Genomic DNA, 18,179 nt, shown 5'->3' on the forward strand with positions numbered 1-18,179 from the left:
CAACCTGACGCCCAGAAATGTCGGCCCTGTGTGCTAGCCCGGCGGCGGGAAGTTCTCCCGCCAGTGCCGGGCGATGTCCACCCTGCGCGGAATCCACACCCCGTCGTGAGCCTGCACGTGGTCGAGGAACCGGCCGAGAGCGGCGATGCGCGCGGGCCGTCCGGCGAGCCGACAGTGCAGGCCTACCGACAACATCTTCGGAGCGCCCGCCACACCCTCGGCGTACAAGACGTCGAACGCGTCGCGCAGATAGGTGAAGAACTCCCCGCCAGAGGGGAACCCACTCGCGGCGACGTACTTCATGTCGTTGGTGTCCAACGTGTAGGGCACGACGAGGTGGTCGCGGCCCGAGACCGTCGTCCAATACGGCAGGTCGTCGGCGTAGGAGTCCGAGTCGTACAGGAAGCCACCGTGTTCGACGACGAGCGCACGGGTGTTGGGTGAATCCCTGCCGGTGTACCAGCCCAACGGGGCCTCCCCGGTCAGCTCGGTCAGGATGCGCACCGCCTCCGCCATCTCGACGCGCTCGACCTCCTCGTCGACCAACTGATAGCTCCGCCACTTGAGGCCGTGGCAGGCGATCTCGTCGCCCCGCGACAGGAAGGCCGCCACCGCTTCCGGGTTGCGGGCCAGCGCCGTCGCCACACCGAAGATGGTCAACGGCAGGCCGCGGTCGTCGAACATCCGCAACACGCGCCACAGACCCGCCCGCGAACCGTACTCGTAGAGCGATTCCATGCTCATGTGGCGATTTGGAAACGCCTGTGCACCAATGATTTCCGAAAGGAACGTCTCGGAGGACTCGTCACCGTGCAGGACGTTGTTCTCGCCGCCCTCCTCGTAGTTGAGGACGAACTGCACGGCGAGGTGAGCGCCACCGGGCCAGTGCGGATTCGGCGGATGCGGCCCGTACCCCACCATGTCGCGGGGATAGTCGTCGGTCGTCGGCGTCATGGTGGGATTGTCGCAGTGGACGATGTCCAATTCCTGACGACGGTCCACCTGAGCGTTTTCCCGCAGCATGCGACAGGGAAGATCAAGGGCATGCCAACGTTGCTGTGGTTTCGACGCGACCTGCGCCTGCACGATCTGCCTGCCCTGCTCGAGGCCGCCGACGGTGACCAGGAGGTCCTGGCCTGCTACGTGCTCGACCCCCGGCTCAAGCAGTCGGGCGGCCCCCGCCGGCTGCAATACCTCTACGACTCGTTGCGAGAGTTGCGCGACGGACTCGACGGCCGGCTGCTGGTCGTCGAGGGCAACCCCGTGGACCGCATTCCCGCACTGGTCAAGAAGACCAAGGCCACCTCCGTCCACGTGTCCGGCGACTACCTCGACTTCGGCAAGCGCAGGGACGACGCCGTCCGAAAGGCCCTCGGCGACGTGCCACTCGAGGAGTCCGGGTCCCCGTACCTGGTCTCCCCTGGCCGCGTCACCAAGGACGACGGCACGCCGTACAAGGTATTCACGCCCTTCTACGCGGCGTGGAAGGCCCACGGGTGGCGAGCGCCCGCCCGGACCACGGCGAAGTCGGCCCGCTGGATCGACCCGGCCGACGTGGGTGGCGGCGTGGACATTCCGAGGGGTGACGCCGAGTTGGACCACCCGGCCGGGGAGGCGGCGGCGCGCAAGGCGTGGAAGAAGTTCGTGAACTCCGCGCTCGAGGACTACGCCGACGACCGCGATCGACCCGACCACGAAGGCACCAGCCGCATGTCGGCGCACCTCAAGTTCGGCACCATTCATCCGCGCACCATGGCCGCGGATCTCGGCGGCGGAAAGGGCGCCCAGGCCTACTTGCGCGAGCTCGCCTTCCGCGACTTCTACGCAACCGTCGTGCACGCCTGGCCCGACAGCACGTGGTGGAACTGGAACAAGAACTTCGACCGCATCGAGGTCGACGAGGACAAGGACGCGGAGAAGCGCTTCGAGACCTGGAAGGCGGGCAAGACCGGCTTCCCCATCGTGGACGCCGGAATGCGGCAGCTGGCCGAGACCGGGTTCATGCACAACCGCGTGCGGATGATCACCGCGTCGTTCCTCGTCAAGGATCTGCACTTGCCGTGGCAGTGGGGGGCCCGGTGGTTCCTCGAGCAGCTCACCGATGGCGACATGGCCAGCAATCAGCACGGCTGGCAGTGGGCGGCCGGCTGCGGCACGGACGCGGCGCCGTACTTCCGGGTGTTCAACCCCACGACGCAGGGCAACAAATTCGATCCCGACGGCGCCTACGTCAAGCGCTGGGTGCCCGAGTGCGGGGGCGACGACTATCCCGAGCCAATGGTCGACCACGCTGCCGAGCGCCTCGAGGCGCTGAGGCGATACGAGGGCGTCCGCTGAATACGACGCCCTGTCGTATGCCAGAATGGGCGCAGTTGACCGCACCCCCTGAGGAGCTATCGTGGCGAACACCGAGGTCGAACGGCATACCGGCGTCGACGTCGAAGACGTGCCGTCGGCCGAGTGGGGTTGGTCGAAGCAGAGCCACCGCGCCATCCAGATCGGCGGCATCCTGGCCGGGTTCTTCATGCTCGCCATGTTGCGCGGCAACCACCAGGGCCACGTCGAGGACATCTTCCTCATTGGCTTCGCCCTGACGATCTGGGGCATCGTGTTCCGCGACTGGTGGCTGCGCCGCCGTGGCTGGACCCGCTAACCCGACACAGTCGACGCTGCGAGCGGCATCGCGTCGCCCACCTCGGTGAGCACCTCGGACAAGCCCGCCGCACCGCGCAGGGCGACGAACGACCGGAATATCGCGTCGGTGATCTCGTGCGGATCCTCCGTGGTCAGATCGTCGGTCAGCACCGAGACGTTGAGCTGGTCGACGTAGCTCCACACCGTGACGTTGAGGCCACTGCCTGCAACCAACGGCCCGACGGAATAGATCTCGCTGATCACCGCTCCCCCGAACGAGCCTCGTTCCCTCGGCCCGGGCACGTTCGAGACCGTGAGGTTCATGAACATGCTCGACTCCATCCGCTTGGTCTGCCAGCGGAACGCCGGTGGCGCCATGGCCGGCGGGAGGAAGTTGAGCCAGCTGGGGATCAGCCCGGGGCCGAGCAGGTTGGTGTTCTCCTTGGCGACCGCCGTCGCGGTCGCCGTCAGCCGGAGCCGTTCGATCGGGTCTGCGACGTGCACGGGCAGCGACGGGGTCATGTAGGTGAACTCGTTGCCCGCCAACCGATCCGAGTCGCCGTAGCTGACCGGTACACCGGCGATCAGCGGTGAATCGGCGGCACCGTCGTACTTCAGCAGCAGCTCCCGCAGCGCCCCCGAGACGGTGGCCAGCACGACGTCGTTGATGGTGACACCAAGCGTCTTCGCCGTCTCCTTGACGTCGGCCAGCGCCATCGGCGCGGTCGCGAAGCGGCGGGTCGGTGACACGACGTGGTTGATGAACGTCGGTGGGGGCGCGAAGTTCGGCGCCAGCTCGGGGTGGGAGCCGCGTTCCCTGGCGCGACGGCGCACCTTGGTGACGCCGCCGACGGTGTCGGCCATCAGCTTTGGGAGCCTGCGGATCTGCCGGGCGTGGTCGCGACCGGCGGCCATCACCAGCCCGCTCCTGGTCCGCTCGCGCGGCTCGGTGCGGATCGGCTGGGCGGGGAATTCGGGCGGATCGGCCTGGATGGCCCAGCCGAGCTGGTTGGCCGAGGCGACGCCGTCGGCGAGTACGTGGTGCACCTTGTGGATGATCGCCACCCGGTCGCCGACGAGGCCGTCGGCGACGTACATCTCCCACAGCGGGCGGCCGCGATCCAATGGCGTACCGGCGATCTCGCCGATGAGCTCGTCGAGCTCGCGTCGGCCGCCGGGCGCCGGGACCGACACCCGGCGGATGTGGTGGTCGAAGTCGAGGCCCGGATTCTCGACCCACATGGGATGGTGAAGCCTGAGCGGAATGTCGACGAGTTGGTAGCGCAACGGCGTCAGCGCGAGCAGTCGTGGCTCGGCCACTCGGCGGAACAACTCGAAGGTGAAGGCCCCGTCGAGACCGGAGACGTCGAGGATCCCGATCTTGAGGGTGTGCATGTGAATCTCGGGAGCTTCGGTGTACAGCAGCAGGGCGTCCACGCCGTTGAGCCGTCTCATCGCTCCCTCGTTTCGCTAGCCCTCCGCGGCGAGTTGGCCGCAGGCAGCGGCAATTTCACGACCCCGGGTATCGCGCACGGTACAGGACACCCCGCGCTCGCGGACGCGTCTGACGAACTCGCGCTCGGCAGGCTTGGGACTGGCGTCCCACTTGCTCCCCGGCGTCGGGTTGAGCGGGATGACGTTGACGTGCACCAGCGGACCCAGCGCGCCGTGCAGCTTCTTGCCGAGGAGGTCACCGCGCCAGGCCTGATCGTTGACGTCGCGGATGAGGGCGTACTCGATCGACACGCGGCGGCCGGTGGTGTCCGCGTAATACCTTGCGGCATCCAGTGCTTCGCCGACGTTCCACCTGTTGTTCACCGGAACCAGGGTGTCGCGCAGTTCGTCGTCGGGGGCGTGCAGGGACAGGGCCAGCGTGACGCCGAGCCGCTCGTCGGCCAGCTTGCGAATCGCGGGCGCCAGCCCGACCGTCGACACCGTGACCGAGCGCGCCGAGATGCCGAACCCGTGCGGCGCCGGGGCGATGATCCGCTTGACCGCCGCCAGGACGCGGTTGTAGTTGGCCAGCGGCTCGCCCATGCCCATGAAGACGATGTTCGACAGTCGCCCGTCATGGTCGTCGCGCATGACGGCCGCGGCCGCGCGGACCTGCTCCAGGATCTCGGCGGTGGTGAGATTCCTCGTCAGACCGCCCTGACCGGTCGCGCAGAACGGGCAGGCCATGCCGCAGCCCGCCTGCGAGGACAGGCACAGGGTGCTGCGGTTGGGGTAGCGCATCAGCACCGATTCGATGGTGGTGCCGTCGATGGCGCGCCACAACGTCTTTCGAGTCTCCGCGCCGTCGCATTCGATGGAGCGCACCACGTCCAGTAGCCGCGGGAACAGCGCCTCGGCCACCTGCTCACGCAGTGCGGCGGGCAGGTCGGTCATGGCGTGGGGGTCGGCGATGAGCCTGCCGAAGTACTGATTCGCCAACTGCTTGCCCCGGAACGCGGGCAGCCCGAGTTCGGCGAGGGCCGTGCCGCGCGCGTCGTCGTCGAGGTCGGCGAAGTGGCGCGGGGGCTTCCCGCGCGAGGGCGCGTCGAAAACCAACGGAAGTTTCATGGTCTCGCTCATTATCAGGCCTGTTCACTCAAGACGTCACGAACCGCTGCGTCGACGGCCGCCAGGGCACTGGCGTCCACCCCGGTGCGGCCCCGCACGAACACCGTCGCACGGCTGGTGGGAGGCATTCCCTCGGCCAGGCACAGCCCGTCGGGCAGCCGTCCGATCATCGGCAACAACGCGACCCCGAGGCCGGACCGCACCGCGGCGAACAACCCGGCCAAATCGGAACTGTCGGCGGCGATCCGGTAGGGCATGCCCATGCGGTCGAGTGCCGAGAACGTCGGCTCGCGCAGCGTGCACGGCTCGGAGAACATCACCACGGGCAGCGGGTCATTGGCAGGCATCGTAAAGCTCCGGCCCGAAACCCACTTCAGCGCAACGATTCCCGATGCGTTGGCCGGATCGAGGCCGCTGCCGTCCAGCATCACCGCCAGGTCGACGGTGCCACGCTCGATCGCGTCGGCGAGAGTGACGTTGCGGTCCAGCCGGAATCGCAGTCGCCATTGCGGCAGCCGCTGCCCTAGCGCGGCGGTCAAACCGGGCAGCATGACGTCGGCGCCGTGCTCGGTCGCACCGATCACCAGGAGTCGTTCCTCGGCGGCGCCGAGATCGGCGAGTGCGGCGTCATGCGCGGCGAGGATCGTCCGGGCGTGGAAGAGCAGCCGGTGACCGAGTTCGGTGAAGGCGACGCCGCGGCCCGACTTCTCCACGACCGGTCCCCCGACGACCGCCTCGACGCGCCGGACGTGCTGGCTGACGGCGGACTGGGTGAGGTGCAGGACGGTCGCGGCACGGTGAAATCCACCACAGTCGGCGACGGCGACCACGCTGCGCAAGGGCGCGATGTCCAGGACCTGACTCACCCCGCCAAGGTACTCCGATCAGCAGCGACGATCAAAGATCGGGTCAAACGGCGACGGGAGGCCGCCCCGCCCGGTAGATCGATCAGCAACCGTGATCGATCACGATCGCCGAAATTCGTTGGACCGTGACGCCGGGCAGTCGCCACGATGAAAGCCATGTCCCCCACGCGCATGCCCATGACGACGGCTGCGGCCGTGACGTTCTTCTACGCCCTGGGGTATCCGATCGGGAACCTGGCGGTCAACGCCATGTCGCCGATGACGGTGGTCGCAGTGCGGTTCGTGCTGGCCGGACTCATCCTCGGCAGCTGGGCCAAGGTCGTCGGTGTGCGCTGGCCACGGGGCCGGGCGCTGGGCCACGTCGCGGTCACGGGTCTGCTGATGCAGGCGACGCAGTTCTGCGCGATGTACGTCGCCATCGAGCACGGGGCGCCGGCCGTGTTGTGCGCCGTGGTCGTCGCCATGAACCCCGTGGCGACGGCAATGCTCGCCGCGGCCTTCCTGAAGGACCGGCTGACGCCGCTGCGCATCCTGGCGCTGGTGCTCGGAGTGGTCGCGGTGCTCGCGGCCTGCGCAAGCCGACTCGTCGCCCAGCACGGCGTCGACCCCGCGGTGTTGCTGCTCCTGGTCGCGCTGGGCGGGCTGGCGGCAGGCGGGGTCTATCAGCAACGATTCTGCGCCGACGTCGACTTTCGCGCCTCGACCGCCGTGCAGAACGCGGTGGCGGCGATCCCGGCGGTCGCCCTGAGCCTCGCGACGCCCTTCGTGGTGCACGACGTGACGCATGCGGTGGTGGGCATGGTGGGCGTGGTGCTGCTCAACGCGACACTGGGGGTCTCGCTCTACGTTCGGGCGATCAACCTGCACGGTGCGGCCGCGGTGTCGATGCTGTTCTGTGTCATCCCCGCCGTCGCCGGCGTGCTGTCCTGGCTGATGCTCGGGCAACGAGTCGACGTCGGCGTCGGGGTGGGCCTGGTGCTCGGAGCGCTGGCCTGCTGGGTGAACTCCCGGGCGTCAGGCAAGAAGCGTGAGGACGACCCACACCGCGACGGCCGAGGGCAGGACCGAGTCGAGCCGGTCCATCAGACCCCCGTGGCCGGGTAGCAGGGTGCCCATGTCCTTGATTCCCAGGTCCCGCTTGACCTGCGATTCGATCAGGTCGCCGAGGGTGCCGGTGAGGACGAGCATCACACCGAGCGGGATGCCGACCCAGGCCGGCTTCTCCAGCAGGAACGCGACGGCGAGCACCGAGGCGGCCGTCCCGAAGATCAAGGAACCGGTGAAACCCTCCCAGGACTTCTTCGGGCTGATCGCCGGCACCATCGGATGCTTGCCGAACAGCACGCCCGCCGCGTAGCCGCCGATGTCGCTGAACACGACCCCGAGCATCAGACACAGCACGCGCCAGCGGCCGTCCTCCGGGTAGACGAGCAACGCGCCGAACGCACCGAACAGCGGAATCCAGGCGGCGAGGAAGATCGTCGCGGTGACGTCTCGGAGGTAATTCTGCGGCGGATTCTTCAGCCCGCCGGACAGCAGCCGCCAGATCATGCACACCACGACCGTGGCGCCGAACGCGCCGAGCGCCCCGGCGGGGCCGAACGGCCAGGTCAACCACACGATGGCCTGGCCGCCGACGAGCAGCGGGACGATCGGGATGGCGTAGCCCGCGGTCCGCAACCGGCGCACCACCTCGTGGGTGGCGACGGCCATCGCGACCGCGACCACCGGGACCCAGCCCAGCGGCGCGAACACCAGGATCGCGATGACGCCGAAGCCCAGGAACGCTCCGACGCCAATCGCGGCGGGGAGGTCGCGTCCGGCCCGGCCGGCCTTCTTCTTGGGCGCCGGGCTCTCGGGTCCGTCGGTGGACGCCGTGTCGGTGTCTGCCACCGTGCTGTCGCTGAAGGTCAGGTCTGCTGCGACCTAGACCTCCAGCAGCTCGCCTTCTTTGTGCTTGACCAGGTCGTCGATCTGCGCGGTGTAGGTCTGGGTGCTCTTGTCCAGATCCTTCTCGGCGCGCCCGACCTCGTCTTCACCCGCTTCGCCGTCCTTCTTGATCCTGGCGAGCTCCTCCATGGCCTTGCGGCGGATGTTGCGCACCGTGACCTTGGCGTCCTCGCCCTTGGCCTTGGCCTGCTTGACCAGATCGCGGCGACGCTCCTCGGTCAGCTGAGGGATCGAGATCCGGATGACGTTGCCGTCGTTGCCCGGGTTGACGCCGAGATCGGAGTTGCGAATCGCGTCCTCGATGGGGCGCAACTGGTTCGCCTCGTAGGGCTTGATGACGACGAGCCGAGCCTCTGGCACGTTGATGCTGGAGAGTTGGGTGATCGGCGTCAGCGAGCCGTAGTACTCGATCTTGATCCGGTTGAACATGCCGGGATTGGCGCGACCGGTGCGGATGGACGACAAATCGTCCCGGGCGACCGAGACCGCCTTCTCCATCTTCTCCTCGGCTTCGAAGAGGGTTTCGTCGATCACTTCATCGTCTCCCGTCCGTGTCGCTCGTCCCGGAATGAACTCCCGTCGTCCACCCGTCAGGTGGTGACCAGCGTCCCAATCCTCTCACCCGCCACTGCGCGTGCGATATTGCCGTCGACGAGCAGGTTGAACACCAGGATGGGCATGCGGTTGTCCATGCAGAGGCTGAACGCCGTGGCGTCGGCAACCTGCAGGCCGCGGTCGATGACCTCGCGGTGGGTGATGGACTTGAGCAGTTCGGCGTCCGGATTGGTGCGCGGGTCGTCGGTGTAGACGCCGTCGACGGCCTTGGCCATCAGCACGACCTCGGCGCCGATCTCCAGCGCGCGCTGCGCGGCGGTGGTGTCGGTCGAGAAGTAGGGCAGGCCCATGCCGGCTCCGAAGATCACGACGCGGCCCTTCTCCAGATGCCTGCGCGCGCGACCCGGGATGTACGGCTCGGCGACCTGGCCCATCGTGATGGCGGTCTGCACCCGGGTGTCGATGCCTTCCTTCTCCAGGAAGTCTTGCAGCGCAAGGCTGTTCATCACGGTGCCGAGCATGCCCATGTAGTCGGAGCGGCTGCGCTCCATGCCGCGCTGCTGCAGCTGGGCGCCGCGGAAGAAGTTACCGCCACCGATGACCACGGCGACGTGCACGCCACCGCGGACGACCTCGGCGATCTGCCGGGCGACCAGGGCGACGACGTCGGGGTCGAGGCCGACCTGTCCGCCACCGAACATCTCCCCGCCCAGCTTGAGCAGGACGCGCGAATAGCCCGGTCGCTCACTGGGGTCCGCCAGGACCGTTTCCGCCATGTCACTCCTTCGGTCCGCACGCGAGTGCCCCCAATCCTGCCAAACGGCTGGATTGGGGGCACGGAGGGGTGAGCGCTACCCCTCGAGCTAGGACTCCAGCGCCCGCTCCGCGACCGGCAGACCCGCGTGGTGTGCGGCGTGGCATGCCTTCGGCGGTGACGGCGGGAGGTCCAGCGCCGGGTTGCCGTCGAAGAAGCCGATGGGCTTGAGATGGAAGCCCGCGTACGCGCAGGGCATCACCGGCCAGTCCTCCGGCCGCACGATGTGGTGAGCGCCCAGGGTGTACCAGAGCACCACGTCGGTGTCCTCCAGCGGAGCGTCGTCGGCGATGAACTCCGGCAGGCCCTGGGCGTCGGCCGACTGATACATGTAGTCGCCGGCGGCGTACATCTCCCCCGGTTCGTACTTGGTCACCCACAGGTTGTGCTGGACGAACTTCGCCCTGTCGTAGATGTAGGAACCCTCCTGCACCATGACCGGAACGATCTCGCGCGGCACCAGCTTGTAGGCCGTCGGACTGCCGAGTTCATTCGTCTTGGACGGGTTGGTCACCTTCCAGTACCGGCCGGTGTTCCAGTCCCAGTCCCGGGCACCCTTGGCCTCGGATTCGACCAGGGTGTCGCGGGTGATCCAGGCGTTCTTGTGCGGGTTGAGCGCCGGGTCGGGCTCGGGAATCGAATCCACCTCGTACACACTGTTTCCCGGCCCGTCGACGCTCATGTCGAGGCGGAAGTTGAAGAAGTGCTGATGGTTGGGGCCGTAGATGCCGGGTGCGACGAGCTTGCCCCAGCGCGGAACCTCGCCCTCGGCGATCGAACCCGTGGTGAGCACGCCCGACAGCTTGACCTCGACCTCGATCGACGCGTCGTTGTAGAAGTACCAGAAGAAGCCGTACTCGTAGTTGCCGACGGTGCAGATCATCGACACCACCAGACGCCGGGACCGACGCACCTCGACTTCACCGGTGCGAAAGTCGGTGTGCTTCCAAGAGATCCCGTAGTCCTCCTCGTGCATGCAGATCGCGTTCGGGATGGTGACGGCGTTGCCGTCGGAGTCGTTGACCGTGCCGTCGAAGTAGTGGATCTCGCCGAGACAGTCACACCCCAGGGTCAGCGGGTTGGCCGAGAAGCCCATCCCGACCTCGCCCATGTCGAAGACGTTCTTGTTCCAGTGCGTCGGCGAGGTGTCGCCGTAGGGAACCACCATCTCCGAGAGCGATCCCCGGTAGAGGATCGGCCTGGTCTCCCCGCGGTCGGTGTAGGTCACCTCGTGCACGGTGACGCCCTCGCGCGGGTTGAAGCCGATGCGCATCGACCACTTCTGCCAGGTGACGTGCCACCCGTCGACGGTGAAGCTGGGGCCTTCGGGCTGGGTGATCTCGATCGGCTTGACGTCGGACCGGAATTCGGTGAACGCCGGCCGGTTGTTCGCGTCGAACATGAAGCGCGGGTCGTAGTTTCCGGCCGTCGGCGGCATCGGCACCACACCGTGGTCCTCGATGTCGAGGATCTCCATGTGGTCGAGGTCGAAGGTGACGATCAATCCCTCGACGGGACGGGCGTACCCGTGCTCCGACGGTGCCGCCCGCATGAACGTCAGCGGTCGGCAGATCAGCGGCGAGTTGTCGTAGTGGTCGCCGGTCCCGTAGTAACCGGCCGGCCAGGGGTCGATCATCGCCAGGGAGAAGTCGGTGATGCCGCGCTTGCGCATCGCCTCCTGCCACCGCGGGTCCTCGCGAACCTTCTCCTCCACCCCGGTCATGTGTTCGACCAGGTAGGACGGGAAGCGGCCAGGGATCGCCTTCCACGATTCGATCATGCTCGCGCCGAGGTCGACGATCGCCTCGTAGACCATCTTCGCCGCGGCGTCGTACATCGTCGCCAACGCGCAGCGCGGAATGTCGGTGCCCGAGAAGGTCAACTCGGCGGTCTTTGCCGGTTCCGCGAGGTGGATCATCACGAATTTCAGCGTAGGCGAGGCGAATTCGGATGCCATGACGATGGCCGCCGCGGACTGGATCTCCTCCCCCGTCAGCGGGTCCAGCGGATAGCTCGTCGAGCCCGCGGTGGCGTCGGCGCTTCGAGTGGTGCTGTCGAGTGTCATGTGTTCAGACCTTGTCTGTGGTTGATTCGGACTTCGTGAGGTCGAAGACGGCCAAGTGCGCCAACGAGTCCTCCTTGCTCACCTTTTGGGCCGAGCGCTTGCCGAAGACGAAGACGATCAGGCCGAGGGCGAACATGCCCACGCTGATGCCGCCGACCCACGTCATCCAGGTGGCCTGCGGCACGTCGATCCACGGCGTGACGAACGAGTAGTAGACGCCGGCGATGGTGCCGATCGAACCGACGACGACGACCGCCCATACGCCTGCCATGCCGCCGGGGATGCGCCAGAACTTCTCGTTGACGTAGCGGTCGGCGTACTTCTTGCGCGCGATGACCACGGGAATCAGGAAGAAGAAGCCCGACAGCAACCACACGGTGCTCAGACCGCCCTGCAGGTAGATGGTGACGTTGGCCATGCTGCTCTGCGAGTAGAGCCCGACCAGGATCAGCGAGGACAGCACGCCCTGAATGAGGATGGCCGTCACCGGGTTTCGGGTACGCGGGTTCAGATGGGTGAAGATGCGCGGCAGGTGCCGCTCCAGCCCGGAGACGAAGATCAACCGGGAGTAGGCCACCTGGTAGGTCATCAACGCCACCACGATGATGCCCGCGAGCACGATGGCGCAGATCTCCATGAGGCCGGGGAAGCCGGAGACTCCGAGCGCGGCGATGACTCCGGTGACGGGGTCGATCTTGTCCCCGGGCAGCGCCATCATCGTGCCGAGCGTCGTCAGCAGGTAGATGGCCACCAGCGCGGTCGAACCCCACAGGATCATCCGCGGACCGCTCTTGCGTACCGACAAGAACTCCGCGCCCATGTTGTACGGCGTCTCGACGCCGAGCAGGTACAGCAGCACCGTGCCGTAGAGGAAACCCGCGACGGCGAAGTTGGGCACCGTCGCCTCGTGCCAGTCGAACGGGGTGGCCGAGCCGTGTTTGACGGCGAACAGCAGACCGCAGACGAAGATGGTCAGCGTCAGCACGCCGTAGACGACGAAGACGACGTTCATGATCTTCTGGTTGGCGGCGAGTTTGGCCAGCGCCAGTCCGACCACCGTCCAGAGGATCACCAGCTGCAGGATGATGCTCGTCGTCAACCCGAGCTCGGTGTGGAACGCCAGCAGCAGGAACTGCAGCACGACCGCAGGCGAGGACGCGGCGTTGAGGATCACCGGCACCCAGGACAGGTATCCGCCGATGAATCCCCAAGTTTCACCCATGGTGCGGTGCGCCCAGATGTACACCCCACCTTGCCCGGGCCACAGGTTGCCGAGTTCGACGACGGCCATGCCGGCGGGCACCAGGAAGCTGATGATGCCCAGCACCCACATGGGGATCGCCGTCCAGCCTCCGGCGGCCATCACCGACGATCCGGTGATCCAGCAGATGATGAACACGTATGCCGCGGTGAGGCCGAACGTGCTCATCACCTTGGGCAGGATCTGTTCGGGGACGAGCTCGGTCGTCATCAGCGCGTCGCGCTCGGCGGTGCCCGACGGCCGCGCTTCCATTTCTTGAGTCACAGTGGTTTCCTTCGGTGTGGTCGGGGTGGGGAGGATCAGTCGACGATCTGGCCGTCGCGCATCCGGACGACCCGACTGGCCTCTTCGGCGACGATCGGGTCGTGGGTGCTGGCGACGACGGTGACGCCCATGGTCGAGCACAGGTCGCGCAGCATCCGCACGACCGTCTCGCCCGTCTTGTGGTCCAGGTTCGCCGTCGGCTCGTCGGCGAGGACGAGCGTCGGGTTGCTGATCAGCGAACGCGCGATGGCCGTGCGCTGCTGTTCACCACCGGACATCTTGGTGGGCTGGTGATGCACCCGGTGACCCAGGCCGACCAGCTCGAGAAGCTCCATGGCCCTGGTGCGCAAGGACTTCCGATCGTAGGGCTCGAACATCAGTGGCAGCTCGACGTTCTCGACCGCCGAGAGGAACGGGATCAGGTTGTAGCTCTGAAAGATGAAGCCGATGGTGTCGTGTCGCAGCGCGGCGAACTGGCTCTCGGTGAGCTTGCCCGTGTCCTTCCCCGCGACGCTAACCGATCCCTTGGTGGGTCGGTCCAGTCCGCCGATGATGTTGAGCAGCGTGGACTTTCCGCTACCGCTGGGCCCCATCAGACAGACGAACTCCCCGGGCATCACCGTCAGGTCGGCGGCGACGAGGGCCTTGACCACCTCGTCGCCCAGCTGGTGCAGCTTCCACACGTCGGAGACTTCGATGACCGGTGCGGCCGGCCCGCTGGGCGAAGGGACCGTCGCGGCGTCGGCCGCGGTGTTCTCGTCGTTGACGACCGTCATGAACTAACCTCCACCGGAAAGAGAGCGAATGGGTGGCCGCGACGCTGCGGTCCACGTGGGTACCACGCTGGTGACCAGCGCGGCGACGATGCTGACCACCAGGGCGATGCCCGACCCCAGGAGCAGTCCGCCAACCTCGACTCCGGTGGGCACGAAACCGGTTGCGCCGAGGCCCAATACGACGACGGCCGCGAGAGCGGCGCCGACGAGAGCGCCGAGGACGGCTGCCACCAACGGCTCGACGAGCAGCGCCGCGACGACGGGCGTGCGGGGCACGCCGTTGGCGCCGAGCACCCCGAGTTCCTTGGTGCGGTGCGCGACGGTCCTGGTGGTGGCCACCGCGACCTCGACGACGCCTACCAGCAACACGGTCACCGCGATCAGAACGACCGCCCGGCCGATCTCGTCGGCGTGTCCGAGTGACGCGGACTGCGCCCGGATGCCGTCCTGCATTCCGAACACCAGGACGACGAGGAACGCACCCGTGGCCGTGGTGACCACGGGCAGGATCATCTCGCCGATCCGCCGGCGGGCGGCGAGCCAGCCGTAGGCCAGACCCTTGCTCAACATGTCTAGCGGTCTCCCAACAGGTCGACGGGTCGCTGCTGCAGCAGTCGATGGACCGGAACCAACGCTCCGACGATCGCCATGGCCGGGAGGAACGCGGCGACCATCGCGCTGGCCTGCAGCCACGCCGTCGGGGTCGCAATTCCCGGAATCACCAGGGCTACGGCGGCCCCCGCGGCGGCGATGCCGACCACGTAGGCGACGACGAAGACGATCGCCGACTCGACGAGGAAGAAGTACAGCACTTCGTCGGCGAGACCAATGCTGGACATGATGCCGAATTCCCGCTTGCGCTCCTGCACGGCCGCCAGGAACGACGAGACCGCGATGACGAATCCGAGCCCCAGCCCGATGGTCGAGATCAGTCCCAACGTCGAGCTGGTCACCTTGCCCGAGAACAACGCCGAGAACTTCTGCTCGAACGTCAGCGGCCCGTTGCCGCCGACGGTGTCGTAGATCAGGCCGGCGCCACTGGCATCGGGGAGCATTGAGGGGTCGGCGGTGAACGGAAGACCGGTTGCCGCACCGAAGGATTGAGCAAGCGTGCGGTCCTTGTCACGGCCGTCCGGCGCGAACACCGTCCACCACCCCTTTTCGCCGACGACCGATCGCGCCAGGTCAGTCGAGACGACGGCGGACTGCCCGTCCCCCACGACGTCGACCACCAAACTCTGACCGCCTATCTCCACCCGGTCTCCGGACCCCACCCCGAGGCGGTCGGCCAGCGCCGACCCCATCGTCGTTTGGCCCGAGGACATCTGGTCGGCACCGCGCAGCGAGACGGCGTTGCCGTCGACTGTCGTCAGCCCGGACAGCGTGTGAACGCCGCGCCACCCCGGGGGCAGCACGAGCTGGGGCGCCGCGCCGTCCGCGACCAGCGCCTGGGCGTCCGGGTCGAAGTGCACCCCTGCGGCGGGTACGGCCCACAGTTGGGCACCACCGAGGACGTCGGTCACCGAGTCGGCGCCGGTGATGGCGAAGCTCGAAGAGATGGTCCGCACGATCGTGACGCACGCTATCGCCAGGGCGATGCCGAGGACGGAGAGCACGAACCGTTCGGGTCGGCGCCGAATGTTGGCCAGCGCGAACCGAACCAAGTACCCAAAGGTGTTACCGGACGCAGCGGCTATTGCCGGTGGTCGAGCGGTCGTCGGCGCAGCGGAGTCCACACAGGCGATGGTCAGGTCGCCGTGTTTCTTTAATTGCCACCCGTGATGTCCGGAAGGTTAACTACGCGCGTGCTCGATTACGGTGCTGTGTCACGGCGTCGACGGATTCCGTCGAGCCCGAAGCGACTTCAGATGAAAACTGTTGCCGATCAGCGTGATCCGGCGTCGGATTCCGCAGCGACGGCGGCGGCGATGGACGTGAAGGGCACGGCCTCCTCCAATTCGTAGGCCAACTCCAGCAGCGTGGCCTCGTGACCCATCCGTGCGCTAAACATCATGCCGACGGGCAATCCGCCGGTCGAGTGGCCCAGCGGTAGCGAGATCGCGGGATCACCGGTGACGTTCTGCAACGGGGTGAACGCCACCCAGTCGACGAGCCGCTCCACGATCTGGTCGTAGTGTGCGGTCGGGTCGAGGTGCCCGACGCGAGGTGGCACCTCGGCCAGAGTGGGCGTCAGCAGGACGTCGTAGTCGCGCACCCGCGGCAGCATCCGGCGGCGCAGCGTCGCGAGCCGGGCGACCGCCACCGGCAGCCGGTGGAGGTTGGCCGCCGCGAACGCCTCGAGCCCGAGGGTGAGGTTGTCGAGCTTGCCTCTGTCGAACGTCTCGCCGAAGCGACTCTTGCCCCCGCGCACCAGGGCGAAGGCCAGCAGCGCCCAATAGAGCAGGAAGTCGTCGATGAAGGAGGCCGGCACCGGTGGCGCGTCGAGGTAGTCGACCCGGTGCCCCATCCGTTCGAGCAGTTCGGCGGTGCGCAGCGTGTGCTCGCGCACCTCCGGGCTGCACTCCCGCTTGACCGACTTGGTGAACACCGCGATGCGCAGCCGCGCCCGCCCCGGCCGCGTGACGTCGCCGATGGGAGTCAGTGTGGAACTGCGCCAGACCTTCTCGGCCTCGCGGTAGAACGCGGCGGTGTCGCGCACCGAGCGGGTCACTACGCCGTTGGCCACGATCTTGATGGGCATCTGACGCATGTCGGCGTCCAGCGGCAGTCGCCCCCGCGACGGCTTCAGCCCGACCAGACCGTTGCACGACGCGGGAATGCGGATCGATCCACCGCCGTCGTTGGCGTGCGCGATGGGCACCGCACCGGAGGCGACGAAGGCGCCGGCCCCCGAGGACGACGCCCCCGCGGTGTACTCGGTGTTCCACGGGTTGCGGACCGCGCCGAGGCGGTTGTGCTCGGCGACGGCGCTGAAGCCGAACTCCGAGAGTTGGGACTTGCCAAGTGCCACCAGGCCGGTCGACAGGTAGACGCGGGCGAAGTCGCCGTGAGCGGGCTCGGGCCGCGGGTCCCAGGCGTCGGTGCCCTCCATCGTCGGCATGCCCTCGACGGCGGAGTTGTCCTTGACGAACGTCGGCACCCCGTCGAAGAAACCGCCGTAACGGGTCGTCGCCGCGGCACGCGCCCGGGCCGCGTCGAAGGCCTCGAATGCCACGCCGTTCAGCTGTGGGTTGACCTTCTGGGTGCGGGCGATCGCCGCGTCGACGACCTCGACCCGAGACACCGCGCCGGACGCGAGAGCCTTGGTGAGGCCCACCGCGTCGAGTCGTCCGAGCGCGTCGTCGTCGAATGCCGAAACCAGGGTCACGGTGTGACGCTAGCAATGGCGGGTCGCCGGGATGTAAGCGATCGGCCGGGCCCGCGCGTTCCAGCTCCTGGTTGACCACGGAGCCATGGAGGACGCATGAACGAATCGATGTCACTGGATGCAGCCTTCACGCGGAACCCCGTTCCGGTCCTGCACCGGCTGCGGGCAGAGGGTCCGGCCAGCCGAGTGACGATGTGGGACACCGTCCCCGTCTGGCTGGTCACCCGCTACGACGAGGCCAGGGCGCTCCTGGCCGACCCGCGGCTGAGCAAGGACCGCGATGGCACGCTCGAGCTGTTCCCACCCGGCTCCGCAAGCTCGTCGCCAGGGCCTTCACCATGCGGGCGGCCGACGCCATGCGCACTCGAATCGAGCACGTCGCCGACGAGCTCCTCGGCATCCCCGGCGATCGCCGGAGCCGGTTCCAGGCGCTGGTGGTGCCGTTCCTCGACAGTTCCACCGGTGAGGAGGTCGACGGTGACCGACTCTCCGAGCGAGAGCTGCTCAACAGCGTCTTCCTGCTGATCGTCGCGGGGTATGACACCACGGTCAACCTGATCGCCAACGGCATCCTCGCGCTGCTGCAGAACCCCGACCAGCTCGCGGCGCTGCGTGCCGACCCGTCGCTGATGCCCGCCGCGGTCGAGGAGATCCTGCGGTACGACAGCCCGGTCAACGTGGCCACCATTCGCTTCACCACCGAAGCGATCCGCATCGGCGACGTCGACGTCCCCGCGAACGAATTGGTGATGATCTCCCTGCTTGGGGCCAACCGCGACCCTGCGCGCTTCGACGACCCCGACCGACTCGACCTCACTCGAAAGCCGAACGGGCATCTGGCATTTGGTCACGGGATCCACCACTGCCTCGGGGCTCCCCTTGCCCGACTGGAAGGCAGCATCGCCCTGAGCAAGCTGCTGGAGCGGTTCGACCGGCTCGAGCTGGCGACGACGGGGCCAACGGAGTATCGCAACAGCACGATCATGCACGGGCTCCGCGGCTTACCCGTCCGTTGTCACCGCGCCGATCTCCCGGCGGGCGATGCCTAGAAACGGAGAAACCCCGCGTCCGCCGGGATCACCGGCGGAGACGCGGGGCCTCCTT

Annotated in this window: 17 protein-coding genes; 4 read left to right on the forward strand and 13 right to left on the reverse strand. The window is 67.5% G+C overall.

The genetic code is table 11. The annotated features are described in order from the left end of the window. Positions 1 to 33: 33 nt before the first annotated feature. Positions 34 to 954, reverse strand: a complete 921-nt coding sequence (gene puuE, locus H7K45_RS23005) for an allantoinase PuuE (RefSeq protein WP_263998289.1) — start codon at positions 952 to 954, stop codon at positions 34 to 36. Positions 955 to 1,044: 90 nt separating this feature from the next. On the opposite strand from puuE, the gene H7K45_RS23010 reads away from it, so the two are divergent. Continuing rightward, positions 1,045 to 2,337, forward strand: coding sequence for a cryptochrome/photolyase family protein (locus tag H7K45_RS23010; protein WP_263998290.1), 1,293 nt, complete (start codon positions 1,045 to 1,047; stop codon positions 2,335 to 2,337). Between the two features lie 61 nt (positions 2,338 to 2,398). Then, positions 2,399 to 2,653, forward strand: coding sequence for a DUF2631 domain-containing protein (locus H7K45_RS23015; RefSeq protein WP_263998293.1), 255 nt, complete (start codon positions 2,399 to 2,401; stop codon positions 2,651 to 2,653). Here H7K45_RS23015 and H7K45_RS23020 read toward each other — a convergent pair. From H7K45_RS23020 to H7K45_RS23030, 3 genes are read right to left on the reverse strand one after another with little or no spacing between them, the layout of a single operon-like run. Beyond that, positions 2,650 to 4,089, reverse strand: coding sequence for a WS/DGAT/MGAT family O-acyltransferase (locus H7K45_RS23020; RefSeq protein ID WP_263998294.1), 1,440 nt, complete (start codon positions 4,087 to 4,089; stop codon positions 2,650 to 2,652). The genes H7K45_RS23015 and H7K45_RS23020 overlap by 4 nt on opposite strands. A 15-nt stretch (positions 4,090 to 4,104) precedes the next feature. Then, positions 4,105 to 5,196, reverse strand: coding sequence for a dual-specificity RNA methyltransferase RlmN (gene rlmN / locus H7K45_RS23025; RefSeq protein ID WP_263998295.1), 1,092 nt, complete (start codon positions 5,194 to 5,196; stop codon positions 4,105 to 4,107). Between the two features lie 14 nt (positions 5,197 to 5,210). Next, positions 5,211 to 6,062 carry a LysR family transcriptional regulator gene (locus H7K45_RS23030; RefSeq protein ID WP_263998296.1) on the reverse strand — a complete coding sequence of 284 codons (852 nt, stop codon included), beginning with the start codon at positions 6,060 to 6,062 and terminating at the stop codon, positions 5,211 to 5,213. 156 nt (positions 6,063 to 6,218) lie between these two features. On the opposite strand from H7K45_RS23030, the gene H7K45_RS23035 reads away from it, so the two are divergent. Then, positions 6,219 to 7,166 carry a DMT family transporter gene (locus tag H7K45_RS23035; protein ID WP_263998297.1) on the forward strand — a complete coding sequence of 316 codons (948 nt, stop codon included), beginning with the start codon at positions 6,219 to 6,221 and terminating at the stop codon, positions 7,164 to 7,166. On the opposite strand, the gene H7K45_RS23040 is transcribed toward H7K45_RS23035, so the two are convergent. From H7K45_RS23040 to H7K45_RS23080, 9 genes are all read right to left on the reverse strand, one after another. Further along, positions 7,077 to 7,955: a phosphatidate cytidylyltransferase gene (locus H7K45_RS23040; RefSeq protein ID WP_263998298.1), complete on the reverse strand. Its 879-nt coding sequence runs from the start codon at positions 7,953 to 7,955 to the stop codon at positions 7,077 to 7,079. The genes H7K45_RS23035 and H7K45_RS23040 overlap by 90 nt on opposite strands. Positions 7,956 to 7,988: 33 nt before the next feature. Further along, positions 7,989 to 8,546: a ribosome recycling factor gene (frr, locus tag H7K45_RS23045; RefSeq protein WP_263998299.1), complete on the reverse strand. Its 558-nt coding sequence runs from the start codon at positions 8,544 to 8,546 to the stop codon at positions 7,989 to 7,991. A 56-nt stretch (positions 8,547 to 8,602) separates the two neighbouring features. Beyond that, entirely contained in the window at positions 8,603 to 9,343 is a 741-nt protein-coding gene (gene pyrH, locus H7K45_RS23050; protein WP_263998300.1) for a UMP kinase, read from the reverse strand. 87 nt (positions 9,344 to 9,430) lie between these two features. Beyond that, positions 9,431 to 11,446 (reverse strand): primary-amine oxidase, encoded by a 2,016-nt coding sequence (locus tag H7K45_RS23055; RefSeq protein ID WP_263998301.1) that lies wholly within the window; start codon positions 11,444 to 11,446, stop codon positions 9,431 to 9,433. A gap of 4 nt (positions 11,447 to 11,450) precedes the next feature. Then, complete coding sequence (locus H7K45_RS23060) at positions 11,451 to 12,917, reverse strand: APC family permease (RefSeq protein ID WP_263998418.1); 1,467 nt, start codon at positions 12,915 to 12,917, stop codon at positions 11,451 to 11,453. An 89-nt stretch (positions 12,918 to 13,006) separates the two neighbouring features. Next, the gene (locus H7K45_RS23065; protein ID WP_263998303.1) at positions 13,007 to 13,747 is read right to left on the reverse strand and encodes an ABC transporter ATP-binding protein; all 741 of its coding nucleotides are present in this window, start codon (positions 13,745 to 13,747) and stop codon (positions 13,007 to 13,009) included. 3 nt (positions 13,748 to 13,750) lie between these two features. Next, positions 13,751 to 14,317 carry an FtsX-like permease family protein gene (locus H7K45_RS23070; protein WP_263998304.1) on the reverse strand — a complete coding sequence of 189 codons (567 nt, stop codon included), beginning with the start codon at positions 14,315 to 14,317 and terminating at the stop codon, positions 13,751 to 13,753. A 2-nt stretch (positions 14,318 to 14,319) separates the two neighbouring features. After that, positions 14,320 to 15,483, reverse strand: coding sequence for an FtsX-like permease family protein (locus tag H7K45_RS23075; RefSeq protein ID WP_263998305.1), 1,164 nt, complete (start codon positions 15,481 to 15,483; stop codon positions 14,320 to 14,322). 149 nt (positions 15,484 to 15,632) lie between these two features. Beyond that, positions 15,633 to 17,075 (reverse strand): amidase, encoded by a 1,443-nt coding sequence (locus H7K45_RS23080; RefSeq protein ID WP_263998306.1) that lies wholly within the window; start codon positions 17,073 to 17,075, stop codon positions 15,633 to 15,635. A gap of 356 nt (positions 17,076 to 17,431) precedes the next feature. On the opposite strand from H7K45_RS23080, the gene H7K45_RS23085 reads away from it, so the two are divergent. Beyond that, positions 17,432 to 18,124, forward strand: coding sequence for a cytochrome P450 (locus H7K45_RS23085; RefSeq protein WP_263998307.1), 693 nt, complete (start codon positions 17,432 to 17,434; stop codon positions 18,122 to 18,124). The last annotated feature ends 55 nt before the right edge of the window (positions 18,125 to 18,179 follow it).

It is taken from the genome of Mycobacterium yunnanensis, assembly GCF_025823185.1.
Lineage (GTDB): Bacteria > Actinomycetota > Actinomycetes > Mycobacteriales > Mycobacteriaceae > Mycobacterium > Mycobacterium yunnanensis.